Below are 25,852 nucleotides of genomic sequence, written 5' to 3' on the forward strand. Positions count from 1 at the left end.
GCGTCTGCCTCAGTTGTCTGCCTCCGGCCCCCACTGCTCGGGCCCCACCCCACGCCAGTCGATCCACGACACGTGCGCGACCTCCGCCGGATCGATCTCAAGGCCGGCCCGGCGCAGGAACTCGGCGAGATCCACCACGTTGTGCGCCAACCCGAGGATCTCGCCGTCCACACGCACCCGCCGCCCTCCCGTCGGCGACGGAGGAAGCACGATCACCCGAATCTGTCCGGACATGTCCTCAGGATCATCCGGGATGTACGGCCCCGCACTCCGGTGCGTCATGCGACCCTCGCAGCTCGATCAAATGTTCGATTACCTCGGAACAGTACGCCTATACCCGCCTTGCAGGGTGCCACGCCAAGATGACGCCCGCGGGACCGGCCGATGTGGGCATCGAAGTAGCCCCCCCGAACCGGAAGCCGAGGGCTCCATCACTCGATGGAAGGTCGGTGGAAGGTCGATGGGGGGTCGATGGGAGTAGGTCCTGCGCCTCAGGCGCGCCGCACGCCTGCCTGGCTAGGGTCGATCCTCATGGAGACCACGGGATTCGTCCGCCGCGGGACGGCCGAGCGGGTGCGCGATGTCATGGCGCGGCTCGTCGCCGAGCGGGATGTGTGGGTGTCGACGGCGCACCCTGATCACGGGCCGCACCAGGTGCCGCTGTGGTTCGTGTGGGACGGGCGGGCCGTGTGGATGTGCACCGGCGCGACGTCCGTGACGGCACGCAACGTCCGCGAAGAGCCACGCGTGCGCCTGGCCCTGCCGGACACCTCCGACGTGGTGCTCCTCCAGGGCGAGGCGGAGTGCTTCCCGGACCATGCGGTACCCGCAGACGCGGCGGAGGCGTTCACCGCCAAGTTCGGATGGGATCCGCGGGCGGAAGAGGGTGCGTTCCTGTACATACGAGTGACCCCGAGGACGGTGCGCGCGTGGCGCGGCGAGCCGGAACTCAGGGGGAGGGTCGTCATGCGGGATGGGGGGTGGCTGGGATAGTGGCGCGGGGACTGCGGAAGGGGGTCCTCGGCTTGCTGGCGAAGTCGGGGTCTTCATCCCCGACAGCACCCGGCGTTCCTGCTGTTGCAGGCGGTAGTGCGCGCCCCTGACCCAGCTGCTTTGCTCTGCGCATGCAGGCTGTCTACGCAAGTCTCGTAGCTGTGTTCGGCACGCTGCTCGGAGCGCTGACCACCCATGCAATCCAGCGCCGTGCAGCGGAGTTCGCGACGCGTAGCTTCCGGGCAGACCGTCTGCGCGAAGAGCGGCTGGCCGCCTACAGCGCGTTCGCGGAAGCTGTGACGGACTATCGAAGCAGCCAGTACCGGCGGTGGGAACTCGTCCAACTCGACCCATCGAGCCCCGAGTCGACAGCGGCGACACTCGAATCGCACCGCCTGCGCGGCGTCACTCGCCAGATTCGTTGGCGCATGCAGCTCCTGACCGATGACCAGGAACTCGTGCGCTTCGCGGACGCGGCGGTCATCGAAGCCAGAGCTGTGGGTTCGGCCGATGATGTGGCTGACCGCAAGCGCAGACACGATCTCACTGGCGTAGCTCTCGAGCGGTTCGTTCTTCACGCCGCTGCGCACGTGCGCTGACTCGGGTTCACGGGAGATCAGCCCTCGGGGCGAACCCGGAGGCCAATGCTCCATCGCCGCAGCTGGAAAGCATGCGCATCACACACAGGAAGCTGCCCCAGCCACGTTGTCAGAGGCGGATGAGATCGTGCGCCCATGGACCCGCTCCTCGATCTCCCTGAACCGGAGACACCGGAACAAGCCGTCATCGCCCGCTACCGGTTGAGCGATGACCGGTACGGCTCGCCGTCCGAGCGCGAAACGATCTTCGATGCCGGGCGCGCCATGGCCGCCGCGGTCGAGAAGGCGGGGGTCGGTGAGGTCGACGGGAACGAGTTCGGCGGAGGCGAGGCCGTGCTGTACGCCTACGGGGCGGACGCCGAGGCGCTCTTCGAGGTCATGGAGCCAATTCTCCGAGGACTGCCACTCAGGCCGGCGCACGTGGTGCTGCGACAAGGGAGCAGCGCAACGGAGTCCCGAGTGGAGCTGTGACAGAGCGGCCCCACAACAACCTAGTACGCGCCCGCCGAGAAGCCGCGTGCCGGACCCGTGGCCAGATCGTGCGGGGAACCACGGGGACGCGGCCCCTCCGCAGGTCAGCCGTGCAAACCGCCCTGGATCACCTGAGCTTCCCAAGCTCAGGGCCAATCGATGCCACTAGCCTGGGCCTGTGCCGATGGACCAAGGGTCAGCCGGTGCCTTTCAGCTGAAGTGGGAACTCACAGGCCATGGTTGGGCAAGATGCCACCTGTCCGACGGCTCTCGGACGGCATCGGTGGTCGCCAGCTACTGCACCGACGCATTGGCGGACCTTGTTGCGGGAGCGGGTGAGCTGTACGGGCGGCAGCGCTCGGCCCGGTTCTTCTTCGACGCCGAGCCGCAGGAACTTCGCTGGATGCTCCGCACAACGGATGACGCGGTCAACGTGACTGTCCACGAGTTCCCCGACATCGCCGTCAGCCCTGACTTTCCGGACTCCCAGGGCACGGTGATCTGGCAGTCGACCCATCCGCGTCCGGCATTCGCCCACCCTGTTCTGGACGCGGCCCAGACGGTGCTCACGGAGCACGGCGAGGCCGGCTATCTCGCCAAATGGGCCATGCATCCGTACCCCGTCGCACTGGTCCAGGACCTCCGCAGACTGCACATACGCGACGACATCTGCGACCTGCCCCACGACCTGTTGTGCCCGTAGGGGCATGCCCCCGTTCACGGCCGTTCAGCGAGGACCGCACAGTTGGCAAGCGTGCGCCTACGGTCGACAGGCAACGCCGACTGGTGATCCTTGACGCGGCCTCGTACATCCTTGAGTACGACTTCGACGCGTAGACGCCGGTCACGCAGTGGCCCACGTGCGCGGATCACGAGCCGCGGCGTAGATTTGGTCGGTTTGATCTTTTGAGAGCGTCGGTGACAGCCCTGCCAAGGCGCGATCTATTTGATCAGCTGCGAGGACCAGGACCGGCGGGGCCGCGCTCTTCACCGTGAGCTTTGCGGCATGCACCACGGCGATCACTGGACGAACGGGGACGTGGAACCCGCAGCGCTGCGACAAGACTCGGGAGACACGCAGCGCTTCACCCTGGCTGATGGCTATGTGCCGTGTCGCCGCGCGGTTCACCGTGATCGCCCTGTCGCCGTACCAGACCGTCTTCCCCTTGTGGCGCTTTGAGTTGATCGTGAACACGCCGGCCGGGCCGATCGCCAGATGATCGATGTCCGAGCCGCTGGACCACTGGACAGCGTGCAGGATGTGCCAGCCACGTCCCTTGAGCCTGTTGAGCCGTCGACCGGTCACGCGTTCGCCGACGAGTCCGTTGCTCCAGCTGTAGATCTCGGAGTTCCGCAGCCACCGGCCCACGAGCCGCTTGAAGGCGCTGGGCTGTAGCTCCAAGATCTTGCGCCGAACAGCGTCTCCCGGTCGGTTCAGGGCTAAGTCACCTTGCACAGCCGACATGCGGTCCTCCCCCAGAGTGCCTGTTTCCCCAGGTCACCACGGAGGCGTAGCCCGGCCAAGGCGCGTACCGGCCATGCCGTTGTTACAGGTTTCTCTACCTCATCAAGCCGGCTGCGCTCCGCTCCGCCGGGCGCGCTCCCGGCTCTACGGGCGCCCTCACTCTTGGCCTGCTCGCGACAGGCCCGGACAAGACCATGGCTGAGCATGAAGCTGCTCTTGCCGAAATCAAAGACGCGTTGGCCGCCGCGAAACGAGCCAGGCAAGGCTTTCGCCTAGCAGTGATGGCCGTGATTCGGGCAGACGGCAAAGAGCCGGAAGAAGATCAGGTACGAGCCCGCTTCATGTCATTCGAGAGCAGAGAGGGCCGTGAACCTGGCAGGCCTGTGGGTGTGAGATTCGAACTCACGGTGACGTCGCCGCCACGACAGTTTTCAAGATCGGTCGGGGGTCGACTCGCCCATTGAGACTCCGTCGGTTACGTGCACACGCTAGGGTCACCTCGGAGCTGTGCTGAGCTCGGCATTGCCGGGTCTCGCACTGTCCCTCTCCGCGGCTGTCATCTGCAAGGTTCTGGCATCGAAGTTGAGTGACGACGACCAGAGCATGGAGACGAACGAGCGCGAGGAGAACCGTATGGCTGATGAACCGAAGTCGAGCAGGATGAAGCAGTGGGCTAGCGCTCTTTGTGACGTACTGGGAGACCTTGCGGTTGGCTTCGCGGGTGGGGCAGTGTCGAGCTGAGCACAGCTCCTTTGCTGTACAGCAGCGAGGTACAACAACCACCGCGACCACGGCCGACCGACATCGGCTCCGGATGCCCAGCAGCCCGCAGCAACTCTCTTGCCCATAGTTCGCATCTAGGCGGCTGGGAATCGGTATTGCCCGACCTCGGGATCCGGCGGGCCCTCCATCCCCAAGTCTTTACGCATGGCCTCCCGAAGGTGAGCGTTCTCCCTCCAGAGGGCAGCCCGGGCCCGAAAGTACGCGTCGCCTCTGACGTCAGGGTCTTCGATGAGCCTGTCTCTCATCTGAGTCAGTGCGTCACATGCCCTCACAGCCAGCTCGATGATCTCGGCCGAAGCGGTCAGTGACAGGCTCTGCCGCAGCCGCCAGATGCCCGAGCCGTCGAGGGCCTGATGAACGTCACCGTAGAGGCGATCACCGGTCGAGCGATCGAACTGGAGGACAACCGTCCGCATGTCGGAGTGCGCTTGACTCAGCGCCATGAGGAAGTCGGAGTACACGACCCTGCGCGTCTGAGATCCGTCCCTCTCCTGGTCACGACGCCAACGGATGCGGTCGGCGATCAGTGCGGAACTCACACCGACTACGGCTCCTGCCAAGGTGCTCACCGGCGATATCCAGTCCACCGAGGTGTGCTACCCAGATGACCAAGATCCGCTAACACCGCGCGCCGACCAGGACCCCGTCATTGTCGCTAGAGCGCTTCCTTGGACGGCGTGACCGGCTCCCCCGACCTACGTACTACAGGCAAAACACTCCACGGAAAGTTGATCCACTCGTTCGTCCGCTTCCACACGTACTCGCACTTCACCAGCGACTGCGACTTCTCGTAGATGACCGCGCTGCGCACCTCCGCGACCGCGTCGAGGCAGAAGTCGCGCACCAGTTTGAGGGTCTTGCCGGTGTCGGCGACGTCGTCGGTGATCAGGACCTTCTTGTCGGAGAAGTCGATGACGTTGGGGACGGGCGCGAGCATGACCGGCATTTCGAGGGTGGTGCCTACGCCCGTGTAGAACTCGACGTTCACGAGGCTGATGTTCTTGCAGTCCAGGGCGTAGGCGAGCCCGCCGGCGACGAAGACGCCGCCGCGGGCGATGCTGAGGACGACGTCGGGCTCGTACCCGTCGTCGGCGATCGTCTGCGCGAGCTCGCGCACGGCGACGCCGAACGTCTCGTACGTCAGGTTCTCCCGTATGTCGCTCATGCTCACACCTGCGTCCGGTGGAAGTTGAGGAAGGAGCGGGACGCGGTCGGGCCGCGCTGACCCTGGTAGCGGGAGCCGTACCGCTCACTCCCGTACGGGAACTCCGCCGCCGAACTGAGCTGGAACATGCACAGCTGGCCGATCTTCATGCCCGGCCAGAGCTTGATGGGGAGAGTGGCGAGGTTGGAGAGCTCGAGGGTCACGTGACCGGAGAAGCCCGGGTCGATGAAGCCGGCGGTGGAGTGCGTGACGAGTCCGAGCCGGCCGAGGGAGGACTTCCCCTCCAGGCGCGAGGCCAGATCGTCGGGGAGGCTGATGACCTCGTACGTCGAGGCGAGCACGAACTCCCCGGGGTGGAGGATGAACGGCTCGTCGCCCTCCGGCTCCACCAGCCGCGTCAGATCCGCCTGTTCGATGGACGGGTCGATGTGGGGGTAGCGGTGATTCTCGAACACCCGGAAGTAGCGGTCGAGGCGCACGTCGACACTGGACGGCTGCACCATGGATTCGTCGTAGGGATCGATCCGTACTCGCCCGGAGTCGATCTCGGCCCGGATGTCCTTGTCTGAGAGAAGCACGCCCCGAGGATACGCAAGACGCGCGGACCGACCACAACCGGACGGACCCGCGCGCCTGCTTCTTTGTCGCTTCCCTACTGCCGCTTACTGCTTCTCAAGGCTGACCGGCACCACACTTCGGAGCCGGGCACACCGTGGACACCGTACGAGCCGGCCGGGGCCGAGTCGCTCGGCCTGCTGCATCGGGAACGAAGCGGTACTGAACACGTGCCCATCCGCACAACGGACGACGGTGCGCTCCATCAAGTCCATGAGTCCCTTCCCCAAGAGCCGCGTCTGGCTGCTGCTGACCTGACGACGAAAAGCCACATTACGGGATCAAAGAGACGACTCACCAGGCGGCACTCCGGTCCCGCCCGGACCCTCTTCCACGTCTCCACCGTACGCCCCAACTCCGGCCGCCCGCACGCGCGTCCACCCTCCGAAACGCCACCTGGCCCCACGGCTTCAGCGCCGGGGGCCAGGCATGAGGTAGAGTGAGCGGGCATTCGACACCGGCTCAACCGGCGTCTTACGCGGGTGTAGTTTAGTGGTAGAACATCAGCTTCCCAAGCTGAGAGTGCGAGTTCGATTCTCGTCACCCGCTCCATGAATTAGGCCCAGATCAGCGACCTGGGCCTTTTTGTTGTGCGTGGTGATCAGCGGTCGCGTGCCAGATTCGTGCCAGAACGCTGATCGTCCGCCGTACCCGGCGGATCATCCGGCACACCAGCAGCTTCCTGGCGCGCCCTGCGTACGGTCGCGTCGAGCCCGGCAGCAACTTCCTGCTGTCGGTCGTCGTCGGAATGCTGGTAGATCAGCGCCGCCTTCTCGGACGACTGGCCGGCACGGACCATCGTGTCCTTGAGGGTGGCACCCGAGCGGGTCGAGAGCGTGTGTCCGGTGTGGCGGAGATCGTAGAACCGGAAGCCCTCGGGGACGCCGACGACGGTCCGCGCCTTCCGCCACTTCCGGCCGAAGCTGCTGCGCCGGAACGGGGCGCCCTTCTCGCCGAGGAAGACCAGCCCGTCAGGCCCCTTGCCCGCGAACAGCTCCATGTGGATGCGCAGCTCCGGGCGGAGGAACTCGGGCAGGTGGACGGTCCGGGTACCGGCCTCGGACTTGGTGTCGCCGGGGGCGCGGCGGCCGTTCGTACGCTCCGGCTCAGCGAGGCGGACCGTGATCTTCAGCTGGTCGAGGTCGATGTCCCGGCGGCGAAGGCCCGCGAGTTCCTCGGGGCGGAGAGGGCCGTAGGCGCCGAGGAAGACCATGAGGCGCCAGCGTGGGCCGAGCTGATCGGCGAGGGCGTCCACCTGGGCGACGGTGGCGATACGGCGTTCGGCCGCCTTCTCCTTTCCGGCGCCCTTGATCCGGCACGGGTTGCGCTTGATCAGGTCGTCGTCCACCGCCGTCTCCATGATCCCTTTCAGCAGGCGGTACGCCTTGGCGGTCGTGGTCTTGGCACCGGTCGTGCGGAGGCGTTCGGCACGCCATTCGCGGACGTGAGGTGCAGTGATCTCGTCGAGGTCCGATTCGCCGAAGGTCGGGATGATGTGGTCGTTGAGGAGGTAGCGGTAGAGATCCTCACTGAGGACGGAGAGCTCCCGTTCCTCCACCCACTTTTCCGCGTACACCTTGAAGTTGACCGACCCAGCCTCCGGGTCGCGCCACTCCCCCCGCCTGATCTCCGTCTGCTTCTCAGCCAGCCAGTCGTCAGCGTCCGCCGTGGTCGCGAAGGTGTCGGGGGCGGGACGCATCACGCCGTCCGGGCCCGGATAGCGCGCCTGGTAGCGGCCGGACGGAAGCCGTCGGATCGCGCCGAAGCGGCGACGCCTGCCCTTGCGGTTGGCCATCAGGCAGCCCTCCTGTAGCTCGGGCGAGGCCGCCTCAACGGCTGAACCGTCCGGGCCTGGATGAACTCCTCCACCGCGCTCTCCGGGATACGCACGTGCCGGCCGACCTTCACGTACCGGATGCGCCGTTCCTCGATCAGCCGCCGGGGGAAGCGGGCGGTCGTGCCGAGCAGCTCGGCGACCTGGTCGACGGACAGGTAGCGGTCGGTCATGCGGTGGGTTCTCCTTCCGTTCCGGGGGCGGGGTCGAGTGAGGCGGAAAGCCAGGCTTCGGTGTCGGAGAGGCCGGTTCCGGCGAAGACCCAGTGGGCGAGGACGTACGTCGTCTCCGGGTGGGGGTTGGCGTCTGGTGCGGCTTGGGCGCGGCGCCATTCGGCGCGGGCGTCGCGGAGGGCGCCGAGGGTGGTGGAGTAGCGGCGGGATTTGGTGGAGAAGTGGCCGCGGAAGCCGAGCATGTGGGCCCAGGCGCGCAGGCGGAGGTGTTCGAGGCTCTTGCGGGCGCCGAGGGCCCAGGCGGTTCGGATGAGTTGGCGGGCGTGGTCGCTGATGTCGAGTTGGGCAAGTTCGACGACGAACTTCAGTGGGCGGTCAAGGGCGCCGATCGCTGTTTCGGCGCCCTTGGTGGCGTACTTGGCGATGTAGGCGGCGACAGCATGTTCGGTAAGTTCCTGGCCCTCGTTGAAGTCGGCGGATCGGATAGTGCGGACGTCGAGCTGGCGGCCGAAGGTGAAGGTGTGGGTGCGGCCGTCGATGACGGGGCCGTCGACTCGGACCTTGGTGGCGGCAGTTTCTATGGCGTCGGTGAGGAGTTCGGCCGTGGCCCAGGCGGGCGGTGGGGTGTTGCCGCCTTCCGAGCCGTCGATGCGGATGACTGCGTGGAAGTGGACGGCTCCGCGCTTTTGGTACTCGGCGACCTTGGCGAAGGACACGCGCGCGTGGTCGCGGAGACGGCGTTGGCTCAGGCCTGCGCGCTTGGCGACTTCCCGGCGGAGGTAGATCGAGAAGCGGCGCCAGAGTTGGCCTGCGTGGGCGTTCCAGAGGACGGCGGCTTCGTAGTCGTAGGTGTCGGGGTTGAGTGGGGTGCCGAGGGTGTCGTCCTCCTGGTCGTGGTGGAGGCCGCAGCGGCAAGGGCGCCCGTCGGTACGGCGGTTGTGGACCGGGCCGAAGCCGGGGGCGGTGAAGGTGGCGAAGACGCGGGGGTGGGTGCCGACCTGTTCCGGGGTGCCTTTGCCGCCGCGCAGTCCGGCGGTGATGAGGTGGAAGGTGTCGCGGCGGTAGACCTCGGCGCAGGCCGGGCAGCGGGTGGTGCGGCGGTTGTTGCAGCGGACGAGGAGTTGTCCGGCGGGGAGGCTGGTCGAGTCGAGGTGCTGGAGGATGCGGCCGATCTCGCCGGTGGTGGTGTCGAGGTCGTATTCGGTGCGGTGGCCGTCGAGGCGGATGGGATGGGTGCAGCCGCCGAGGCCGGAGAGTTGGCGGAGGATACCGGGGAGGGTGCCCTGGGCGGCCAGGTTCGCGAGTTCCGGCACGGGGGCCGGGGTGGTGCGGGTGAAGATGGCGTTTCCCTTCTGACTGGCTCGGTCGGGAGGAAGGCCTCCGGGGCGGCGTAATGCTTGGTCGTGTGCCGTCGCCCCGGAGGCCGGGCGTTGTTTCAGCGGCGGTGCTGGTCGCGGAGCATCGAGCGCAGGACCACGGCGGCCACGGCGACGGAGATGGCCGTGACGGCGACGGCGGCCAGGAGCGCGGTGAGGACGACTCCTCCGACGACCAGGGCGACGACCGTCTTCTGATCGATGGACACCGACGGCAGCGAGCGGCGGGCGGGCGCCGGGACGGTCGTTGCGGTGTGGGTGTGTGCCGGCGGCGGCGTGGGGTTGTCGGGGTACTTGGGCAGGAACATGGCCCGGAGTCCTTATCTACTCGTCTAGATGTGTCAGCCGTTTATGACGGTCACGCCGGAGCGTGTGCCGGATTCGATGGCGGGGGCGAGGAAGGTGTGGGAGAGCCAGAAGCCGAACAGGGCGATCAGGGCGACGATCCAGGTGCGGACGCCGAGGAACTTGACCGCTCCCCAGGCGAAGAAGCCGAGGATGACGACGAGGGGGAGGCTGACGGTCACGGGGTGGTGGGTCCTTTCAGCGGACGGGGCAGCGGTGGGTGCGTGCGGCCAGTTCGGCGGCGGCGCGGCTGTCGTAGTCGGCGGAGAAGTTGCAGCGCGGGGCGGTGCAGGCGGCGGTGTGCTTCTCGCGGCCCCGGCCGTCGTAGGAGGTGGCGACCTGGACGGGGCCGATGCGGGTGACGTTGCGGAAGCGGCGGTTGGCGGTTATGCGGGGTTCTCCCTTCAGAGTTGGGCGGCGATGGCTTCGGCCAGGGGCGCGGGAATGCCGAGGCGGGCGCGGAGGGTGGGGGTGTCGATCCGGACACCGGTGCGGGTGTGGTGTTCGGTGGCGACTTTGCGGGCGTGGTCGACCAGGGCGGTCGGCACCGGAACGGGCGGGGTGGTCGGTGCTGGCTCGATGGCGACGGGTTGGGCGGACGTCTCGGGTGTGGCTTCGGGCTCGTCCTCCTGGTCCTCGATGAGTTCCGTGCCGTTCTCCTCGGTGGCCGTTTTAGGCGCCGAGTGGGCGAGGAGAGTTCCTCCGAGGAAGGCGACCGCGGGCCAGCCCGCGACGAGGATGCGCAGCCAGGCAGGCACGTCGGTCATGTCGAGGAGTCCGGCGGTGGCGACGTTGGCGCCGAGGGATGCGGTGAGGGCGATGACGAACCAGCACCAGGCCGCCGCTTTGGCCGTACCGGTGCGGAGTCGGCGCCATGCGGCGACAAGCAGCAGGTCAACGCTGGTCGGGTAGGCCCACGCTTTCCATCCGTCCTGTCCGGCCGCCATGGCGATGTCGTGGATGTGGGCGAAGGACAGTGCGGCGGCGATGAGCGCCTGGACCAACACCGCGTCGACACGGGCCAGATGGGCGCGCACGGTCCGGCTCCTTTCGGTTTCGGGCATGGCAGGGGTAGGGACGTGGCGTGAGGCGGTCACGCCGACCGGGTGCAGAGGTGTGCGTTAGTCGGTCGCCGGGTGCGGGAGGACTGCCGGGGCCGGGGTCTCGGTGGGGCGTACGGGGATGGCGGGCCGGAAGGGCTTGAGCGCGGGCAGGTCGGGGACCAGGTGCGCCGATTCCCGGCAGATCTCGGCGGCGTCGCCGAGGGAGAGATACGGGGTGCGGATGCGGGACCAGCCGCCGGAGGTGTCGCCCGCGACGGCAAGGCCCGGCAGTTCGGGGGCGATGGCGCAGGCGGCAGAGACCGCTTCCGGGGCGATGTCGCCGAGGGCCATCTTGGCGGAGGCTTCGTCGTTGACGCGGTGGCAGACGCGGCCGGTGAGCTGGGCGCGGAGCATGGTGGCGCCCTTGCCGAGTTCGGCGCCGAAGCGCTGCCCGCAGACCTCCAGGTAGATGCCGGCCGCGCGGCCGAGCTGGGCGAGGCGGATGAGCTGGGTGACCATCTCGTCCCGGCGCTCCTCGTCCTTGCGGGTGGCGGTGAGGAAGAGTTCGGCCACCTCATCGACGAACAGGACGACGGGGGTGGGCCGTTCACTCTCGGGCAGGCCCCAGATGTCGGAGGTGATCTCCTCGTCCGGGGTGTCGGGCGCGATGCCCTGTCGGGCCTTGATCAGGTCGTATCGGTCCTCCATTTCCTTCACCAGCACGGGCAGCAGTGCGGCGCCTTCGTCCGGATCGGTGGCGAGGGCGGACAGGCGAGGAGCGAAGGGCGCCAGTTCCACGCCGCGCTTGCAGTCGATGCCGACGAGGGCAAGGGGCTGAGGGGCCAGTCCGGCAACGATGTGGCGCAGGTACATGGACTTGCCGGACAGGGTGGCACCGAGGGTGAGTTGGTGGGGAACGGTGCGGTAGTCCCGTACGAAGGGAGTTGCGTCCTCCCGCAGGGCGACCGGCACCTTGAGGAACCCGGAGCCGGTCTTGCGGGGCATCCGCACCCGCCGCAGCACGTCGTAGCCTACGAGCCGCAGTTCGACGACACCCGGCTTGACGGTGGTGACGTAGACGGCGTGAACTCCCCATGCATGCCGCAGCCGTTCGGCCGAGGCGGCGACGTCGGCAGGTTCCTGGCCGGGGGCGAGCCGCAGCCGGATGCGCATCCCGGTCGAGGTGGGCCGGATGACGCCCCGGCGGGGTGGGACCGGCCGGACCTCACGCCGGGTGGTGGCCTTGACGGCGAGGACCCGCAGCCGGGACGGGGCGACGGTCAAGCCGCACGCCTCCATGACGGAGGTGTACGAACTGAGCAGGCGCGCGGTGGATATCGGGCCGCCGACGGCGGACCAGTAGACCGCCGGGTACTTGGCCCGGGTGTAGGCGGTCCCGCCGCCGAGCGCGGCGAGGGGACCACCCACCTCCAGGAGTGTCGTCAGGTCGGTCATCAGGCGGTGGCCCCCATGGCGGCCGGGAACACGGCCGGGGTGACGGCGGCGGCCCGGTAGGCGATGCCGTGACGCTGCTGGCCGTTGAACACGGACTCCCACGGCCGGGCGACGAGCCCCGGCAGCGAGACCGGAGCGCCCAGGTTCAGGCCCTCGGAGACACCGCCCTCGGGCACGGTGACCTTGATCAGCGAGGACTCTCCGTCCTCGATGTAGACGACGCCGAGTGTCATCAGCGCCTCACCACTGACGGCGTCCTTGGCGATCTCGCCGGTCTGACGGTCACGGACCTTGGGCTCAGGTGCCTCGGTGAGGAGGATCGTGGCGGCGGAGGTCTCAACACGGATGGTACGCAAGACAGCTTCCCTATCTACTCGTCTATACATGTAGCGATCTGTGAACCCGATCTCCCGGGCTCACGACGATCACCCTGCCACACAACTTGCCCACTCGTCTATACGAGTATGCATGCTGAGGTGTACGAGTTCGAGAGAGCGCCCCGCGCACCACCGCAAACCAGGACGATCAGGTCGCCGGAAGCTGGTACGACAGGACGTAGGCGTCTGCCGCCATGACCGTGTCGCAGACCTCGACGGCCCGCCCTTCGGTGTCGAAGGCGGTGCGGACGAGATGGATGACGGGCACGCCGGAGGCCAGTCGGAGCGTCTTGACCTCGTCCGGCGAAGGCATCCGGGCCCGGATCTCCTCCTCGAAGTGGTCCAGGCGGTGGCCGAGTTCTTCGAGTCGGGCGTAGATGCCGCCGGGCCCGGGATTCGGCTCGGCGATCTGCGTACCGCGGGCAATGTCGAGCGGGAGGTAGGAGGTGGCGAACTCGACCGGCTTCCCGTCCAGCAGGTATCGGCGCCGGCGGGCGAGCACGCGCCGTACGGACCCGAGCCGGGTGGAGATGTCCTGGCTGGCCTTCTCTTCCTTGACCTCAAGGCTGTCGACCTGGGGATGGCTGCCGACCGTGTCCGCCTCGACGATGAACGCGGACTTGCCCTGCTCCCGGTGCCGGCGGGCGAAGCGGTCGGAGGCGAGCCGCCGTACGGGTGGCCGGGGCCGGACGAAGACGCCCTTGCCGTGTTCGGCGTGGACGAGTCCTTCGCCCTGGAGGATGGAGAAGGAGTTGCGGACGGTCATCCGGGATACCCCGTAGTGGTCCACCAGCTCCGCCTCGGAGGGCAGTTTCTCGCCCTCTCTGAACCGTCCACGGTCGATGGCCTCGCGCAGCTGGTCGGCGATCTGCCGGAAGACCGCACGATCGCTCGTGGGGTCGAGGTCACCGAGCTGGCCGGAGGGAAGAGCAGGGGTCACGGGTGCACTCCTTTAGGTATCTAGACGTGTGGGTGAGTGTTGTTGCTACGGTGGAGAGCCTAGCCATCCGAGAGGGCCGAGGAACGTGAGCACAGAACGCCCGCACTCCGTGAGCGTCGCCGGAGTCGTCATCGACGACTTGGGCCGGGCCCTCCTGATCCAGCGCCGGGACAACGGCAAGTGGGAGCCCCCGGGTGGTGTCCTCGAACGCGAGGAGACCGTCCCCGAGGCCCTGCAACGCGAAGTCCTCGAAGAGACCGGCATCAAGATCGCCCTTCCGGCGTCCCTGACCGGCGTCTACAAGAACATGACGGGCCTGATCGTCTCCCTGGTCTTCCGCTGCCAGGCTGCCGACGGCACTCCCACCACCGGCGACGAGACCCGCGCCCTGCGCTGGGCCACCCGGGAAGAAGTCTCCGAGCTTGCCGACGAGGCGTACGCCATCCGCGTTCTGGACGCGATGGACGCGGCGTCTCCGCCTGCCATCCGCGCCCATGACGGCGTGAAACTCGTCTAGCCCGAACCCGCTGCACATGGCGGCCTACCAGCACGAAGGAACTTGTATGCACGAGTATACGAGTACAACCCGGGTCTGGGGACTGACTTGCCCAGGTTTCCCGGAAGAGGTCAGCCGGGCCCGCCGCTGGACCCGCGACATCCTGCACGGATCGCCATGGGCCGAGGACGCCGAACTGATCGTGAGCGAGCTGAGCGCGAACGCGATCCTTCACACGGCCAGCGGCCAACACTCGGGCAGCTTCCATCTGGCCCTGGCGGTATCGGCACAGGTGATCGCGTTGTCGGTGACGGACGACGGGGGTGCCGGCAGCACCCCGAAGGTCGAGCGCCGGGACCAGGACGCCGAGCACGGGCGAGGCCTGGGCATGGTCAGCGTGATCGCCCACCGGGTCGTCGTCCACGAGAGCGACGGCGGCCACACGGTCACCGCAGAACTCTTCACAGACCCCGGGGTCGGGGGACACCCGTGCTGATGGACAAGCCGCAACGGGGTTACTGGTGCGAGTGCTGGACCCAGGACCTCACCGAGCAGACGCAACCCAGTCTCCGAGCGTCCTTCGACGCGTACACGGCACCACAAGCCGACAGATGGGTGGCGGTCGCACTCCGCACGATCTCACCAGCACTGGACCCCGATGCGTCTCAGGACGCGTGGGCGTGGCTGTACGACGGCCGTATCACCACGAGGAAAGCCCTCTTACGCGCCGAGCCATGCACCGTGACACTCACCCAGGCCCACACCCGCATCACCTGGACGATCCGACCCGTGATCTTCCTACCCCTGGCACATCGCCGACGCGTTGAGCTTCCATCCTGCACACAGGAATTCAAACCGCACGCAGCGCCCCAGGCGCCCCACGGGCCCGACTGAGTTACAACCTTCTTTACAGGTTCAAGGCGGCTCGCTCCGCTCCCCGCGCGCGGCCCGGCCCCCGGCCGGGCCTGCGCTCCTGTCTCCGCCCCGCTCCAGCCCGGCCGGCGCCCGTGCCGCGCTCCAAGCATGCAGCCACCTGATGCCAGAGAAGGGGTACGTCGTGGCGGGGGCGGTCGGCTCCACGGCTTTACGGAGCCACTTTGGCGCGAGCCTCGAAGATCATGGCCCCAACGTCGTGCTTTACCGGGCAGGTCCACAGACTGCCCGACGCGCCGGAAGCTTACGGGGCCATGATCACTCGCACCAAAGCAGCGCCACCCCAAAGCCGCTACGCCGACCTCGCTGCGGAAGGTCACCGGAAGCCTGCACTGCAACTGGGAGGAAAGACTAAGATGGGTGATTCACGACACAGTCAAGCTGGAGGTTCGCATGCCCCAGGGCCCTTCCCAGGAGGAACTAATCGGCTGGTTGTGCGACGACTGGTTGGGCAATGGGCCGCACGTATGCGTTCTGGAAGGATTCGGTGGAGTAGGGAAGACCCGAATCGCCAACGAAGTAATCCGAAGGGCGGATTGCCCTGCGATTCGGGTAGTTACACCGGAAGGCGGACTCGGCTGGGAGGATCTCCTGATCCTAATCGCAACCGAGCTGGACGAAATCGGAGAAAATGAGATTTCGAGCCGACCAGATGGCGATCTCCATGCCGGCCTTCTATCGTTCCTCCGCAGAAAGTGTCTTATCGTACTCGACAATATTGAGGCACTCCTGGACCCCACAACAGGGCTGCCACCAAGACAATTGCAGAGCCTAATTACTCAGATCTCCCAACGCACGCCAGGCCCAGGCCGCTTCCTCCTCATCACCAACCGATCCTTGCCTGCTGGTCCATGGATGGAAGACGTCGCTCTGCATACCGTCTATCCACCGGATGAGATAGCAGGCGTCCAGATTCTAGACAATCTCCTTTCCATGAGAGGATTGCAAGAAGAAATCGACACAGAGAAGCGTCTGGATGTCGTGCGATGGCTTGGCAGAAATCCAAGGGCTCTTGAAGTTCTCGTCACATGTCTTGCCGATGAGCCGCTTGAACAACTGATTCAACTGGGCTCCGAGGCGTGGGATGTCCGCGATCAGGTGGCTGCTCCGGCGTTGGTAAAGCAGCTTGAGGTAAGGCTGGCTCGGCGCTCACTAGAGCACCTTGAAGTAAATACGAAGCTACTCCTCCAGATGATCTCGGTTTACAGGACACCTTTCCGTCAAGACGCTATCGACAGACTATCTCGAATTGTGGAGGAGCCTCAAGTTGCTCAGCAACTACTCTCGAAGCGCTTCTTCCTGTCACGCAATAAAAGCTGGTTCAGTCTAAATCCGATTATGCGTGAAATTGTAAGGACCCAGCTTACCGCGGAACCGCGCCGACTCAGAGTGGCACATACTCAGGCCGCCGATCACTTTACACGACATTTTAGGAGCCAGAACCGCTCCGCTTCGCTACTAGCACACGGAGCGAGTTTCGTTGAAGCCCGCTATCACCTTTTGAAGATCGGAAAGGAGGAAGAATTTGAGGAGATCGCAGCCAATTACAGGTCTCAGCTTTTGGCGAGCTACAAAAACATCACCCGTATGCCCGAAGATTCCGACGCCTCTCAGCAGTTGATCTCTGTATTGATGGCAGCACTATCCGCCACAGAAAGCGGATACTCGAACCTCAGATATCTCCTGGCTAGGCTTCTCATGAGGAGGAATCTGCGAGACGACGATCTACTCGCCTATCGGCAAGTTACTTATGCAACGCGCTCTCAGAGCCAGTCAGGCGCATGGCTTCTCCGCATGGATTTGGCGGGAAAGTTCGAAGGCTATAATGCCTCCGAATCTGTGGCGCGCCAAGCAATAGACTCCCTGCATGAGAACGAGCATTGGATCTTTTACAGGAAACTAATTCTTGCGGCTTTCAATTCCTCCAAGCCTCAAGATGCATTGAGAGTTCTGAACGAAGCACTTCAAAAAGTGCAACTTTCACAAGCTATCCCTATCTATAGTTTGGGAGCGTACATTCTCACCTACCTGAATCGCAGCTCAGAGGCAATCGATCTGCTGCTAAGTGGATTCGACAAGGTGAACGATGGCGGCGTTCAGTACTCATGGAGACTTTTCGAGCAGGCATTGTTCTTGGCTCACGGGAGAGGGAATGAAGATGCACTGAAGAAAGTCCGGAAATCTGTTGAGAGAATCCAACAACGACCTGGATATGCTTTCCTCTGCAAAACCTTGGATTTGCAGAGGGCCGGAAAATGGCAGGAATCTGCAATAGTCGCCGAAATGGGGCTTGAGGCCTGCGGGAAGGCAAGGTACCCTACTCTGGCTGCTCAATGTGCCTTTTCTTGGCTCTGCGATGGCAATGCATCACGCGCAAGTGCCGCATTTGCCGATGTCTCTTTCCCTTCGAACGCCGTTACATGGTGGATCAAGGCCTTGTCAGCACTGCACTCGGGTACGCGTGAATCCTACGTCGAATACATGCAGAAGTACTTGGACCGCCCCCTCGCCGAATCCGAGGTTAACGACGAAGCCTTGTGGATTAAATGCTGGGACAAAGTTCCAAATGACCTGGAGCCTTACCCTGCATTCTACTTTCCTCGATTGCCAGCCAACCTTACAGGCCTCGATAGGGACCTAGTGAGGCTTGCAGAACGGCCCTCGCCGCTCGATCCTTTGATCATGCGCCAAGCAGGTTTGCCGCAGGCTGCCACGGGCAGAGAGCAGCCCGAGGGTAAAAAATTCGCGAACAACAGTGAACAGGTCCCGCGCAACACAAGTAATACTTTTATTTTCCAAGGCGCGTCTGCGCCGTCAATCGTAGTAAAAGGGGAAGAGTACATGCGTGACAAGTACGAGGTCGGTCAGGCCGGGGCTGTGGGACCGCACTCCAAAGCGAAAGATGTGACGATCCAAAACTTCCAAGGATCCGCAGGCGAAATTGACTTGCAACGCCTTTCCGTCGAATTGGCTGATCTTAGGCGGGCGATGCGTTCGGCAAGCACAGACGAAGATGACCCCGAGCGTGACGTCTCTATCGCTGCTGTTGCTCAGGCTCAGGCAGCAGCCACTCAAGGCGACGAAGGAAAGGCTCTTCAACACCTTGCGAAAGCAGGGAGGTGGGCCTGGGATATGGCGAATTCTATCGGCGCCTCACTCGCGGCAGCAGTTCTGAAGACGCAGTTGGGCCTCTAACGTCAATCTTCACAGCACGGAGCCCAGCACGAGCAGTCGTCGTTTTGCCGTATGGATGAGTGTTTAACTGAGTGACAACGCTCACGCACACCGGCGAACAAACACGGACGGCGGCGAACCATCAGTGCAATTCAGAGGGAAGTCGGCTCAAGGCAGCGCCCCCACCCTCGTCGCTTCGGGACGAAGAGGTCGTGGGTTCAAATCCCGCCACCCCGACAGTGAAGTACCACTCAGGGGCCTGATCCGCAGTGCGGGTCGGGCCCCTGAGTGGTTTCCAATGCCACTTGGGAGCGTTTCTCATCATCGAGGCTGGCGGAACGTCTGCTCAGAGCCGGATGCGGTCATATGTGCCGTCGTGGAAGTTGAAGCTCTTCACGTGTGTGTCGTACTCGTCGCGAATATGGCCGCCGTAGCCCTGATACACGACGTGTGGAGCGATCAGCTTCAGAAGGGCGTCGAGGTGAAGCGTGAGGTCATCGACCCAATAGAGACGGGCGAACAGCTCCCAGACGAAGCCCTCTCCCGACTCCGTGAACTGCTGGGCGGTGTGGCGAAGAGACAAGGTGTCTCCGCCCGGTAGAGGGCTGCTGCCCGGGAGAAGCGACGGGTAAGGATGATCTTCTGCGTCCAGGCCCTCCGGGCGCTCGTCCTCCATGCCCATGTGCCAGCGCAGCGCCCGCAGAACAGAGGCTGGAGTGTCGGCGCTCAGGAAGCATGAGAAGACAACTTCGTAGTGATCGCTCATGGCGCGCATTGTGTACGGCACCACTGACATTGCCACGCGGTGAGGCCGTGAGCCGCGTGCCAGGCCTGTGCCAGATCGGGCGGGGAACCACGGGGAACACCGGGGAACCAACCGACCGCCCACCAGGCCCCGGCGCTGATTCACCGCAGGTCAGCCCCGAGCAGGCCCCCAATGCCCTTAGCTTCCCAAGCTGAGAGTGCGAGTTCGATTCTCGTCACCCGCTCCAGAATTTGCCCCCAGGTCAGCGGCCTGGGGGTTGTTTGTTGTCGCCGAAGATGAAGGTACGGCTTCACCGGTCGGGCGGCCGACCGTGCTCCGGGAGATGGGTCTTCGCCCACTTCGCGAGTTCTTTGAGTGCGGGCTCCAACGCCGCACCCCCTGCCGTCAGTTGGTAGGACACCCGCAGTGGCGGCCCGTTGTCCACGGTGCGCGCGACGAGGTCCGTGGCGGTGAGCTCGGTCAGGCGGTTGGAGAGCATGCGGTCGCTGATTCCGGGGATCGCCCGGCGCAGGTCGGCGAAGTACGTCGGTCCCGTGATCAGCACGGACATGATGGGGCCGATCCAGCGCTTCCCGAGGAGCTGGAAGACGCGGGTGATGCCCTCGTCGACCTGTGTACGGGACATCGCGTCCTGATGCGCTGCGCCCCCGTGAGTCGGGGGCGTCGGCCGGTTCATACGCATGACGCGGTCGCGCAGAGGGATCCATGAGCGTTGTACCGGCGGCGGTCCGCGTCGGGACGTCGGTCACGACTGGTCTGCGTGGCTTGGCGGTTCCCCGTGTGAGATGCCCCCGCATCCGGCATGCGCGGTGCTCGGACGGCGGAATGCGACCCACTGGGGAGCGGCGGGAGCCACGGTCTGGTCTCGCGGTCGCGCGCGTAGGTCATGGCGTCTCCTCGGCGGGCGGATGCTGGGACGACCGGTCGGCCCTCTTCGGGGATCGCGCCGTGGCGTGGCGAGCCGCGGCGCGATCCGGGTTCGGCGAGGGGACGGGACCAGTCCGGTGTCAGCCGCGGGGGAAGCCCTTGTCATCGAGCTTGAAGACGAGCTCGTCGTCGTCGCGCCTGGTGGTGTGCAGCTCCCAGTACATCGGCGAGATCTGCTCGGGCCGGGCCGCCTCCACGCCCGGGAGGACGGAGACGCCGATCGAGGAGTCGATGCCGACATGGGCTGCTTGGATGCCGGTGCCGAGCAGTTCCTTGTGCATGTTCATCGCCCAGTTGCGCAGCGCCGCCGCGGCGGCGTTGACGTTGGCGACCCGCGGGTCGGGCCAGATCGAGCCGGCGCCGGTGGTGTAGAGCAGGGTGCCCGCACCGGCCTCGCGCATCGCGGGCAGCACCGCCCTGGTGGCGGCGATGGCCCCGTACAGCTGGAAGTTCATCTCGAACTCCACATGGGACGGTTCGGTCCCGGAGGGAGTGGTCAGCGTGGTGACGCCGAACGTGCCCACGGGGGAGTACTCCAGGACGTCGATCCCGCCGAACTGCGCGGCGGCGTCCTTCAGCGCCTGGGTGAGGGCGTCGCGATCGAGTACGTCCGCGGGGAACGCGGCGGCGGTGATGCCCTCCGCGGTGAGGGTGGCGACGAGGTCGTCGAGCTTGGTGCGGTTGCGGGCGATCAGGGCGACGTCGTAGCCCTGGGAACCGAAGGTGCGGGCGATGGCCAGGCCCAGCTGGGGGCCGGCTCCGACAATGGCGATGCTGGTCACAGCGATCCTTTCGCGGTGCGCCGTCGAGGAGTCTCGAGCGGCGCCGGAGAGACGGTGGGATGTGGAGTGGGCTATCCGTTTTGAGATCCGGATAGCCCTTTCCGGTTCACTTCGACCACCGTAGCACAGGAAATGGATAGGGCTTTCCGATTGCTAGACTGCTCCCATGAGCCCCGGCGACCAGCACTCCGACGCCCCCGCCACCCAGCCTGTGCGCAGTGACGTCGAGCGCAACCGGGGGCGGATCCTCGCCGCCGCGCGCACCGTGTTCGGACGCGACGGCCTGGGTGCCTCCATGGCTTCCGTGGCCCGCGAGACAGGTGTCGGGATCGCCACCGTCTTCCGTCACTTCCCCACGAAGGAGGCGCTGGTCGCGGCCGTCTTCTCCGACCGCATGGATGCCTACGCCGACGCGGTCGTCACCGCCCTCGAAGATCCCGACCCCTGGCACGGTTTCACCGGCTACATCGAGGCCGCCTGCGCGATGCAGGCCGCCGACAACGGCTTCGCCGACGTCCTGACCATGAGCTTCCCCACCGCCAGGGCCATGGAGAAACGCCGGAACGAGGCGTACGAGGGCATGGTCGAGCTCATCGGCCGCGCCAAGGCCACGGGGCGGCTGCGCGAGGACTTCGACCCCTCCGACCTGGTGCTGCTGCACATGGCCAACCTCGGCGTCGTCAACGCCTGCGGCGACGCGGCTCCCGACGCCTGGCGACGCGTCGTAGCCCTGATGATCCAGTCCTTCGAGGCTCCGGCCCGGGCCCCCCTTCCCGCCTCGCCCGCGCACGACGACCTCTACAGGGCCATGCTCCGCGCCCTGCCTGCAGGCGACACCGTCGCGCGGAAACCCGACCCGAAGGGCTGACCTCCCGGGCCCCGCCGACTCAGGGAGGGCGCCGGGCCCGTCACGGGCTCAGCGCTCCATGGCGCGCGAGGAAGGCCCAGGTCATCGACCTGGGCCTTCCTGTCGTCCATCGGGATCAGTCGCTGCTGTCGATCGTCGTCGGAGTGCCGGCAGATCCGTGGCTCGCGGTCAGGCCGTGCGGCCGGAGAAGGACGCGGCGGGGACTGCCGTCACGGCCGGCTGCGCACGGTCGACCATCCGGCTGCGTACGTAGATCGTGGCCACCCGGGTGACCACCTCGGTGAGCGCCATCAGGACGAACGCCGCGACCCAGGCCTGTTCGCTGGTGATGTGGTGGGCGAGGCTGAACCGGGCGACGTCGTCGGAACCGCCGCCGTGCTCGGTCCACAGCTGGAAGCCCATCCGGGCGCCCATGCCCAGCACCCACAGGACCGCCGAGACCGCGCCCGCCTTGATCAGGAGGTGACCGCCTGCGGAGCGGATCCGGGTGTAGACGCCGCCGGCGATACCGAGGACGGCGCCTGTACCCATCAGGGATCCGATCAGCACCAGGTCGTTGCCCGCGGTGGGGATCGAGTCGAGGTAGTTGTGCGCCACGAAGGCCACGATGCCCAGCGGGATCAGGAAGGTCTTGAGGTCGAGCCTGTCTTCCCGCAGCTGCCGGAAGACGACGAGGACGAGGGCGATGTCGATGATCCAGTCGGTCGTTGTCATGCCCTCAAGCCTGCTGGGACAAGGCTTTTCGCACCTGGACCCATGGGTGGAGTCCCGGGTGGAGGTCCAGCGGCGAGCATTGAATGTCCCTGGATGTCCTTGGGTTCCCAGGCTGAGAGTGCGCGAGAGCAGAGGTTCGGCTCAGGCCGATACCCGGTTCGGGGACGTGGTGTGTTCCGTGGCCGGGGTCGTGCGCCACAGTGCGGTGGAGAGCCAGATCAGGATGGCGCCGACCAGGACGTGGAGCGTGCTGGTGAGCAGGGATTCGGGCAGGGCGGTCAGGAACGCGAAGATCGGCAGCACCACGGCGTACCCCCACGACGGGACCCTCGGGAAGACCCGGGCGCGGATCATGGTCGCCCCGAACAGGGCGCAGCCCACGGCGAAGACGGCCGCGGAACCGATGAGCGCGGGGACGGTGGGGCCGGTCAGGGTCTCGTCGATGATGTCGTCGTCCAGGTAGAAGAGCACCAGGTTCGACGCGAACGCGGCGCCGCCGAACAGGCCGAGGCCGATGAGGTTCATGGTGACGGCGGTCCTTCCCAGGCTCCCGGCGGCCGGGGCCTGGCGCTGGTGCAGTGCGGTGAGCAGCGGCAGGGCCAACGCGGGGGCGAGGGCGAGCGGGACGCTGGTCGCCGAAGTCTCTCCGGTGAACGCCTCGACCAGGCCGGGCAGGGCGATCAGCAGGCCGGCCAGTACGCCGCACAGGGCGCCTGCGCGCAGTGTCGACGAGGTGGGTGGCGGCGGTGAGGTGATGAATGAGGGCATGGGGTTGCTCCCGTTGTTCGGACGGTGGGTGGGGTGGTTGCTCGGACCGCGGGTCCGGGTCGCCAACGTAGGAGGCGGTCGGTCGGCGCCGGGAGGTGATGGACGTCCTGCGTCGACGGCCGGAAGTCACCGTCGTACGGGCGACGTTGAGCCGTTCGGCATGTGCCGTCGGGCTCGATCCGGCTGGGATGTGGTCGCCGATGTCCCATGGCGGTCGGGGGCGGCCTAGCCTGGCGGGAGCGGGTCGAGGGGGTGCGCAGGATGGCGTATGTGCCCGTGCGGTGGGTGTCGCCGCTGCTGTACGGCGTCGTACTGGCGGGTGGGCTGTACTCCGCGGCGGCCGGTCTGGACGACGGGCCCGGGGTGGTGGCCTGGCGGACGGGCGGTTTCGTCGCCGCGGTCGGTGCGCTGTTCGTCCTGGAGGCGGTCGGGCGACGGTGGCCCGTTGCCCGGGTGTCGCTGCTGCTGGCCCGCTGTGCCCTGATCGGGGCGGTGGTGCTGCTGGACGCCTCGGGACTGGCCCAAGTGCTGTTCGTGCTGGTGCCGTTCACCGCCTACTTCGCCTTCGGGCGTGCCGTCGCGGTGACGCTGGGCGCGCTGTGCGTGGCAGGGCTGCTCGCCGCGTACCTGCTGAGCGCGCCCGGCTGGTACCGCGAACAGGAGCGCGTGGCCGACCTGTTGATGCTCTGCGTCGGGCTGGTGCTGGCGCTCTCGATGGCGGCGGTGGCCGTCGGCGAGCAGCGCGCGCGGCTCGAAGTGGAGGCGTATGCCGCGCGGGTCGCCGAACTGTCCACCGCCACCGAGCGCAACCGGCTGGCACGGGACATCCATGACAGCCTCGGTCACCATCTCACCGCGATGTCCGTGCAGTTGGAGATGGCCGCCGACTTCCAGAGCCTGGACCCCGACGCGGCCGGGCGGGCGCTGGCCGAGGCACGGCGTTCGGTGCGGCTCGCGCTGGGAGACGTACGGCAGTCGGTGCGCGCTCTGCGGGACGGGACGACGCGCCCCACGCTGGCGGCGGCGCTCGCCGCGTTGGCGCGGGACGGTGCGGCGCGGCCGCGGGTCACGGTCGAGGTGAGCGGCGACGAAGACGGTTACGGCGAGGGCGAGTTGACCGCGCTGTACCGGGCCGCGCAGGAGGCCGTGACCAATGCGCGCCGCCATGCGGGGGCCTCACGGGTGACCGTGGTGGTCCGGCTGGCCGGGGGCGCCGCACAGTTGGAGGTGACGGACGACGGTCGCGGCTTCGCCCCGGACACGAGCGGCGCCGGGGTCGGGCTGCTCGGCATGCGGGAGCGGGTCGGTCTGGTGGCGGGGAGCGTCGACGTCGAGAGCGGCCCGGGCGCCGGCACCCGGGTGACGGTGATGGTCCCGCGCGGGACGACGGCGACGTCCTCGGTGGACGGGGAGGCGGTGACATGAACGACGAGGAGCCCGAACAGACGGTGCCCGTAAGGGTGTTGGTGGTGGACGACCAGCGGCTCATCCGGGACGGCATCGCCTCCCTGCTGTCCATCCGGCCGGGCATCGAGGTCGTCGGCACCGCCGTGGACGGCCGGGACTCCGTGGCGAAGACTCTGGAGACGGAGCCGGACGTCGTGCTCATGGATGTCCGGATGCCGACGATGGACGGTGTCGAGGCGGTCGCCGTCCTGCGCGACCGGGCGCCCGGGTGCCGGGTCGTGATGCTGACGACGTTCGACGACGAGGAGTACGTCGTGCGGGCGCTGCGGGCCGGCGCGCACGGATATCTCCTCAAGGACCTGCCGGCCGGGGACCTCGCCCACGCGGTCCGCCTGGCGCACGCGGGCGTCACCCAGCTCCACTCGTCCGTCGCCCGCCGGCTGACCGCCTTCCTGCCTCGACCCGGGCCGGCCGCCGAGGCTCCCGCCGTCTCCCTCAGTCCGCGCGAGACGGACATCCTGCGGCTCGTGGCGCACGGGCACACCAACCGGGAGATCGCCGCGCGGCTGTACCTCAGCGAGGGCACGGTCAAGAACCACGTCTCCCGCATCCTCAAACGCCTCGCCCTGCGCGACCGCACCCAGGCAGCGCTCCGCGCCCGGGATCTCGGGCTGCTGTGAGCCTCCGCCGTCACCGGCCGGACGGTCGGCCGGAACGGCCCTGCACCCCCGGACGGGCGAAGTCCCTTTCGCCCACTGGAACTTCGCGATCTCGGGTCGTGGACAGCGCCGGGTGGGGAAGAGCCCCGGCAGGTCGGAAACGCCCTGCGCAGTCAACGGACAAATGTTCGAGCCAGGTGTCTCGGCGAGCACATGCGACCCCCGAGGCGGACGATGGAATGAGCAACGCCCAGAAGGGCCGGATCATGAGCAAGTTGCATCACGCTCGGCATCCCAAGACCGCCCCAGCACAGAGCTGGGGCCCACGGAATCCCGAGGCGCAAGCGTCACCGTCACATCCCTGGCCGGTACAGCCGCAAGGCGTCCCACCTGGCCGATCCCCGTACCAGAGCGAGGCAGCAACTCCCCTCCCCCGCAAGCGACATCGCGTCTTCTTCTGGGTCTTCCTGGCCGTGCAGATCCTGTTCCTGATCTGGGTGATCGCCGGAGCCGCGAGCGGCCACGGCACACCTGAGTCGTGCCAGGGGAGGACCGGCGCAAGACTGCAGCTCTGCAACGACGCCAGCGACGTCGGCACCACCATCGGCGTGGGCCTGATCATCGGGTTGTGGGTGGCCGTGGACTTCATCCTCGGAATCACGTACCTGATCTACCGGGTCGCCAGCCGGCAGCCACGGGTGTGAGGAAGAGGCGTGCCCACGGC

The 25,852-nt window shown here is 66.7% G+C and carries 32 protein-coding genes and 1 tRNA gene; 13 read left to right on the plus strand and 20 right to left on the minus strand.

What is annotated here, in order from left to right; genetic code table 11:
* Window positions 1-9: 9 nt before the first annotated feature.
* Entirely contained in the window at window positions 10-234 is a 225-nt protein-coding gene (locus ACWD5F_RS17875; RefSeq protein ID WP_451255322.1) for a hypothetical protein, read from the minus strand.
* Window positions 235-531: 297 nt separating this feature from the next.
* Here ACWD5F_RS17875 and ACWD5F_RS17880 point away from each other — a divergent pair, with 297 nt between their 5' ends.
* From ACWD5F_RS17880 to ACWD5F_RS17895, 4 genes are all read left to right on the plus strand, one after another.
* The gene (locus ACWD5F_RS17880) at window positions 532-993 is read left to right on the plus strand and encodes a pyridoxamine 5'-phosphate oxidase family protein (RefSeq protein WP_451255324.1); all 462 of its coding nucleotides are present in this window, start codon (window positions 532-534) and stop codon (window positions 991-993) included.
* A 161-nt stretch (window positions 994-1,154) separates the two neighbouring features.
* On the plus strand, window positions 1,155-1,592 hold the full coding sequence (locus ACWD5F_RS17885) for a hypothetical protein (protein ID WP_451255326.1): 438 nt from the start codon (window positions 1,155-1,157) through the stop codon (window positions 1,590-1,592).
* 135 nt (window positions 1,593-1,727) lie between these two features.
* Window positions 1,728-2,063, plus strand: a complete 336-nt coding sequence (locus ACWD5F_RS17890; RefSeq protein WP_451255328.1) for a hypothetical protein — start codon at window positions 1,728-1,730, stop codon at window positions 2,061-2,063.
* 310 nt (window positions 2,064-2,373) lie between these two features.
* The gene (locus tag ACWD5F_RS17895; protein ID WP_451255330.1) at window positions 2,374-2,766 is read left to right on the plus strand and encodes a hypothetical protein; all 393 of its coding nucleotides are present in this window, start codon (window positions 2,374-2,376) and stop codon (window positions 2,764-2,766) included.
* 141 nt (window positions 2,767-2,907) lie between these two features.
* On the opposite strand, the gene ACWD5F_RS17900 is transcribed toward ACWD5F_RS17895, so the two are convergent.
* The 4 genes from ACWD5F_RS17900 to dcd all read right to left on the minus strand — a co-directional run bounded on the left by ACWD5F_RS17900 (window position 2,908) and on the right by dcd (window position 6,054).
* Window positions 2,908-3,528: a nuclease-related domain-containing protein gene (locus tag ACWD5F_RS17900; RefSeq protein WP_451255332.1), complete on the minus strand. Its 621-nt coding sequence runs from the start codon at window positions 3,526-3,528 to the stop codon at window positions 2,908-2,910.
* Between the two features lie 857 nt (window positions 3,529-4,385).
* Window positions 4,386-4,850, minus strand: a complete 465-nt coding sequence (locus tag ACWD5F_RS17905; protein WP_451255334.1) for a hypothetical protein — start codon at window positions 4,848-4,850, stop codon at window positions 4,386-4,388.
* A gap of 116 nt (window positions 4,851-4,966) precedes the next feature.
* Complete coding sequence (locus ACWD5F_RS17910; protein WP_451255336.1) at window positions 4,967-5,476, minus strand: phosphoribosyltransferase; 510 nt, start codon at window positions 5,474-5,476, stop codon at window positions 4,967-4,969.
* A 2-nt stretch (window positions 5,477-5,478) separates the two neighbouring features.
* Window positions 5,479-6,054, minus strand: a complete 576-nt coding sequence (dcd, locus tag ACWD5F_RS17915) for a dCTP deaminase (protein WP_123998783.1) — start codon at window positions 6,052-6,054, stop codon at window positions 5,479-5,481.
* Between the two features lie 515 nt (window positions 6,055-6,569).
* Here dcd and ACWD5F_RS17920 point away from each other — a divergent pair.
* Window positions 6,570-6,643: transfer RNA gene (locus ACWD5F_RS17920), tRNA-Gly, on the plus strand.
* Between the two features lie 49 nt (window positions 6,644-6,692).
* On the opposite strand, the gene ACWD5F_RS17925 is transcribed toward ACWD5F_RS17920, so the two are convergent.
* The 10 genes from ACWD5F_RS17925 to ACWD5F_RS17970 all read right to left on the minus strand — a co-directional run bounded on the left by ACWD5F_RS17925 (window position 6,693) and on the right by ACWD5F_RS17970 (window position 13,634).
* Window positions 6,693-7,886 (minus strand): tyrosine-type recombinase/integrase, encoded by a 1,194-nt coding sequence (locus ACWD5F_RS17925; RefSeq protein WP_451255338.1) that lies wholly within the window; start codon window positions 7,884-7,886, stop codon window positions 6,693-6,695.
* On the minus strand, window positions 7,886-8,098 hold the full coding sequence (locus tag ACWD5F_RS17930) for an excisionase family DNA-binding protein (RefSeq protein ID WP_451255340.1): 213 nt from the start codon (window positions 8,096-8,098) through the stop codon (window positions 7,886-7,888). Before ACWD5F_RS17930 ends, ACWD5F_RS17925 begins: the two co-directional genes overlap by 1 nt.
* Complete coding sequence (locus ACWD5F_RS17935) at window positions 8,095-9,411, minus strand: replication initiator (protein ID WP_451255342.1); 1,317 nt, start codon at window positions 9,409-9,411, stop codon at window positions 8,095-8,097. Before ACWD5F_RS17935 ends, ACWD5F_RS17930 begins: the two co-directional genes overlap by 4 nt.
* 122 nt (window positions 9,412-9,533) lie before the next feature.
* On the minus strand, window positions 9,534-9,782 hold the full coding sequence (locus ACWD5F_RS17940) for a SpdD protein (RefSeq protein ID WP_451255344.1): 249 nt from the start codon (window positions 9,780-9,782) through the stop codon (window positions 9,534-9,536).
* 33 nt (window positions 9,783-9,815) lie between these two features.
* Window positions 9,816-10,001, minus strand: a complete 186-nt coding sequence (locus ACWD5F_RS17945) for a hypothetical protein (protein WP_451255346.1) — start codon at window positions 9,999-10,001, stop codon at window positions 9,816-9,818.
* Between the two features lie 16 nt (window positions 10,002-10,017).
* Window positions 10,018-10,209 carry a mobile element transfer protein gene (locus ACWD5F_RS17950; RefSeq protein ID WP_062244619.1) on the minus strand — a complete coding sequence of 64 codons (192 nt, stop codon included), beginning with the start codon at window positions 10,207-10,209 and terminating at the stop codon, window positions 10,018-10,020.
* Between the two features lie 14 nt (window positions 10,210-10,223).
* Window positions 10,224-10,856 (minus strand): DUF2637 domain-containing protein, encoded by a 633-nt coding sequence (locus ACWD5F_RS17955; RefSeq protein ID WP_451255348.1) that lies wholly within the window; start codon window positions 10,854-10,856, stop codon window positions 10,224-10,226.
* 84 nt (window positions 10,857-10,940) lie between these two features.
* Window positions 10,941-12,317 carry an FtsK/SpoIIIE domain-containing protein gene (locus ACWD5F_RS17960; protein ID WP_451255350.1) on the minus strand — a complete coding sequence of 459 codons (1,377 nt, stop codon included), beginning with the start codon at window positions 12,315-12,317 and terminating at the stop codon, window positions 10,941-10,943.
* Complete coding sequence (locus ACWD5F_RS17965) at window positions 12,317-12,673, minus strand: SCO3933 family regulatory protein (protein ID WP_451255352.1); 357 nt, start codon at window positions 12,671-12,673, stop codon at window positions 12,317-12,319. The genes ACWD5F_RS17960 and ACWD5F_RS17965 overlap by 1 nt, the downstream gene beginning before the upstream one ends.
* Before the next feature lie 169 nt (window positions 12,674-12,842).
* On the minus strand, window positions 12,843-13,634 hold the full coding sequence (locus ACWD5F_RS17970; protein WP_392658883.1) for a GntR family transcriptional regulator: 792 nt from the start codon (window positions 13,632-13,634) through the stop codon (window positions 12,843-12,845).
* 109 nt (window positions 13,635-13,743) lie between these two features.
* Here ACWD5F_RS17970 and ACWD5F_RS17975 point away from each other — a divergent pair, with 109 nt between their 5' ends.
* From ACWD5F_RS17975 to ACWD5F_RS17990, 4 genes are all read left to right on the plus strand, one after another.
* Entirely contained in the window at window positions 13,744-14,151 is a 408-nt protein-coding gene (locus ACWD5F_RS17975) for an NUDIX hydrolase (RefSeq protein ID WP_451255966.1), read from the plus strand.
* Window positions 14,152-14,197: 46 nt separating this feature from the next.
* Window positions 14,198-14,626, plus strand: a complete 429-nt coding sequence (locus ACWD5F_RS17980; RefSeq protein ID WP_451255355.1) for an ATP-binding protein — start codon at window positions 14,198-14,200, stop codon at window positions 14,624-14,626.
* A complete protein-coding gene (locus ACWD5F_RS17985; RefSeq protein ID WP_451255968.1) occupies window positions 14,626-15,024 on the plus strand; it encodes a hypothetical protein in 399 nt (132 codons plus the stop codon). Before ACWD5F_RS17980 ends, ACWD5F_RS17985 begins: the two co-directional genes overlap by 1 nt.
* 399 nt (window positions 15,025-15,423) lie before the next feature.
* Window positions 15,424-18,258 (plus strand): ATP-binding protein, encoded by a 2,835-nt coding sequence (locus ACWD5F_RS17990; RefSeq protein WP_451255357.1) that lies wholly within the window; start codon window positions 15,424-15,426, stop codon window positions 18,256-18,258.
* Window positions 18,259-18,583: 325 nt separating this feature from the next.
* Here the strand turns inward: ACWD5F_RS17990 and ACWD5F_RS17995 are convergent, their stop codons facing one another.
* The 3 genes from ACWD5F_RS17995 to ACWD5F_RS18005 all read right to left on the minus strand — a co-directional run bounded on the left by ACWD5F_RS17995 (window position 18,584) and on the right by ACWD5F_RS18005 (window position 20,712).
* Window positions 18,584-19,003 (minus strand): hypothetical protein, encoded by a 420-nt coding sequence (locus ACWD5F_RS17995; protein ID WP_451255359.1) that lies wholly within the window; start codon window positions 19,001-19,003, stop codon window positions 18,584-18,586.
* A 289-nt stretch (window positions 19,004-19,292) separates the two neighbouring features.
* Window positions 19,293-19,628 carry a winged helix-turn-helix transcriptional regulator gene (locus ACWD5F_RS18000; protein WP_451255361.1) on the minus strand — a complete coding sequence of 112 codons (336 nt, stop codon included), beginning with the start codon at window positions 19,626-19,628 and terminating at the stop codon, window positions 19,293-19,295.
* A 382-nt stretch (window positions 19,629-20,010) separates the two neighbouring features.
* Window positions 20,011-20,712, minus strand: coding sequence for an SDR family NAD(P)-dependent oxidoreductase (locus ACWD5F_RS18005; protein ID WP_451255363.1), 702 nt, complete (start codon window positions 20,710-20,712; stop codon window positions 20,011-20,013).
* A gap of 166 nt (window positions 20,713-20,878) precedes the next feature.
* Here ACWD5F_RS18005 and ACWD5F_RS18010 point away from each other — a divergent pair, with 166 nt between their 5' ends.
* Window positions 20,879-21,580 (plus strand): TetR/AcrR family transcriptional regulator, encoded by a 702-nt coding sequence (locus ACWD5F_RS18010; RefSeq protein WP_451255365.1) that lies wholly within the window; start codon window positions 20,879-20,881, stop codon window positions 21,578-21,580.
* Window positions 21,581-21,748: 168 nt separating this feature from the next.
* Here the strand turns inward: ACWD5F_RS18010 and ACWD5F_RS18015 are convergent, their stop codons facing one another.
* A complete protein-coding gene (locus ACWD5F_RS18015) occupies window positions 21,749-22,294 on the minus strand; it encodes a hypothetical protein (protein ID WP_451255367.1) in 546 nt (181 codons plus the stop codon).
* A gap of 141 nt (window positions 22,295-22,435) precedes the next feature.
* A complete protein-coding gene (locus tag ACWD5F_RS18020) occupies window positions 22,436-23,062 on the minus strand; it encodes a hypothetical protein (RefSeq protein WP_451255369.1) in 627 nt (208 codons plus the stop codon).
* 261 nt (window positions 23,063-23,323) lie between these two features.
* On the opposite strand from ACWD5F_RS18020, the gene ACWD5F_RS18025 reads away from it, so the two are divergent.
* The 3 genes from ACWD5F_RS18025 to ACWD5F_RS18035 all read left to right on the plus strand — a co-directional run bounded on the left by ACWD5F_RS18025 (window position 23,324) and on the right by ACWD5F_RS18035 (window position 25,832).
* Complete coding sequence (locus tag ACWD5F_RS18025; protein WP_451255371.1) at window positions 23,324-24,487, plus strand: sensor histidine kinase; 1,164 nt, start codon at window positions 23,324-23,326, stop codon at window positions 24,485-24,487.
* A complete protein-coding gene (locus tag ACWD5F_RS18030; protein WP_451255373.1) occupies window positions 24,484-25,149 on the plus strand; it encodes a response regulator in 666 nt (221 codons plus the stop codon). Before ACWD5F_RS18025 ends, ACWD5F_RS18030 begins: the two co-directional genes overlap by 4 nt.
* A gap of 452 nt (window positions 25,150-25,601) precedes the next feature.
* Window positions 25,602-25,832, plus strand: a complete 231-nt coding sequence (locus ACWD5F_RS18035; RefSeq protein WP_451255375.1) for a hypothetical protein — start codon at window positions 25,602-25,604, stop codon at window positions 25,830-25,832.
* Window positions 25,833-25,852 lie beyond the last annotated feature (20 nt).

Source organism: Streptomyces sp. NPDC002499 (genome assembly GCF_053595415.1).

Excerpts from the sequence above, each read along its gene's own strand:
- ACWD5F_RS17875 (WP_451255322.1), bottom strand. The coding sequence starts at position 234 with ATGTCCGGACAGATTCGGGTGATCGTGCTTCCTCCGTCGCCGACGGGA.
- ACWD5F_RS17880 (WP_451255324.1), top strand. The coding sequence starts at position 532 with ATGGAGACCACGGGATTCGTCCGCCGCGGGACGGCCGAGCGGGTGCGC.
- ACWD5F_RS17890 (WP_451255328.1), top strand. The coding sequence starts at position 1,728 with ATGGACCCGCTCCTCGATCTCCCTGAACCGGAGACACCGGAACAAGCC.
- ACWD5F_RS17900 (WP_451255332.1), bottom strand. The coding sequence starts at position 3,528 with ATGTCGGCTGTGCAAGGTGACTTAGCCCTGAACCGACCGGGAGACGCT.
- ACWD5F_RS17910 (WP_451255336.1), bottom strand. The coding sequence starts at position 5,476 with ATGAGCGACATACGGGAGAACCTGACGTACGAGACGTTCGGCGTCGCC.
- ACWD5F_RS17925 (WP_451255338.1), bottom strand. The coding sequence starts at position 7,886 with ATGGCCAACCGCAAGGGCAGGCGTCGCCGCTTCGGCGCGATCCGACGG.
- ACWD5F_RS17930 (WP_451255340.1), bottom strand. The coding sequence starts at position 8,098 with ATGACCGACCGCTACCTGTCCGTCGACCAGGTCGCCGAGCTGCTCGGC.
- ACWD5F_RS17940 (WP_451255344.1), bottom strand. The coding sequence starts at position 9,782 with ATGTTCCTGCCCAAGTACCCCGACAACCCCACGCCGCCGCCGGCACAC.
- ACWD5F_RS17960 (WP_451255350.1), bottom strand. The coding sequence starts at position 12,317 with ATGACCGACCTGACGACACTCCTGGAGGTGGGTGGTCCCCTCGCCGCG.
- ACWD5F_RS17980 (WP_451255355.1), top strand. The coding sequence starts at position 14,198 with ATGCACGAGTATACGAGTACAACCCGGGTCTGGGGACTGACTTGCCCA.
- ACWD5F_RS17985 (WP_451255968.1), top strand. The coding sequence starts at position 14,626 with ATGGACAAGCCGCAACGGGGTTACTGGTGCGAGTGCTGGACCCAGGAC.
- ACWD5F_RS17995 (WP_451255359.1), bottom strand. The coding sequence starts at position 19,003 with ATGAGCGATCACTACGAAGTTGTCTTCTCATGCTTCCTGAGCGCCGAC.
- ACWD5F_RS18000 (WP_451255361.1), bottom strand. The coding sequence starts at position 19,628 with ATGTCCCGTACACAGGTCGACGAGGGCATCACCCGCGTCTTCCAGCTC.
- ACWD5F_RS18010 (WP_451255365.1), top strand. The coding sequence starts at position 20,879 with ATGAGCCCCGGCGACCAGCACTCCGACGCCCCCGCCACCCAGCCTGTG.
- ACWD5F_RS18015 (WP_451255367.1), bottom strand. The coding sequence starts at position 22,294 with ATGACAACGACCGACTGGATCATCGACATCGCCCTCGTCCTCGTCGTC.
- ACWD5F_RS18020 (WP_451255369.1), bottom strand. The coding sequence starts at position 23,062 with ATGCCCTCATTCATCACCTCACCGCCGCCACCCACCTCGTCGACACTG.
- ACWD5F_RS18025 (WP_451255371.1), top strand. The coding sequence starts at position 23,324 with ATGGCGTATGTGCCCGTGCGGTGGGTGTCGCCGCTGCTGTACGGCGTC.
- ACWD5F_RS18030 (WP_451255373.1), top strand. The coding sequence starts at position 24,484 with ATGAACGACGAGGAGCCCGAACAGACGGTGCCCGTAAGGGTGTTGGTG.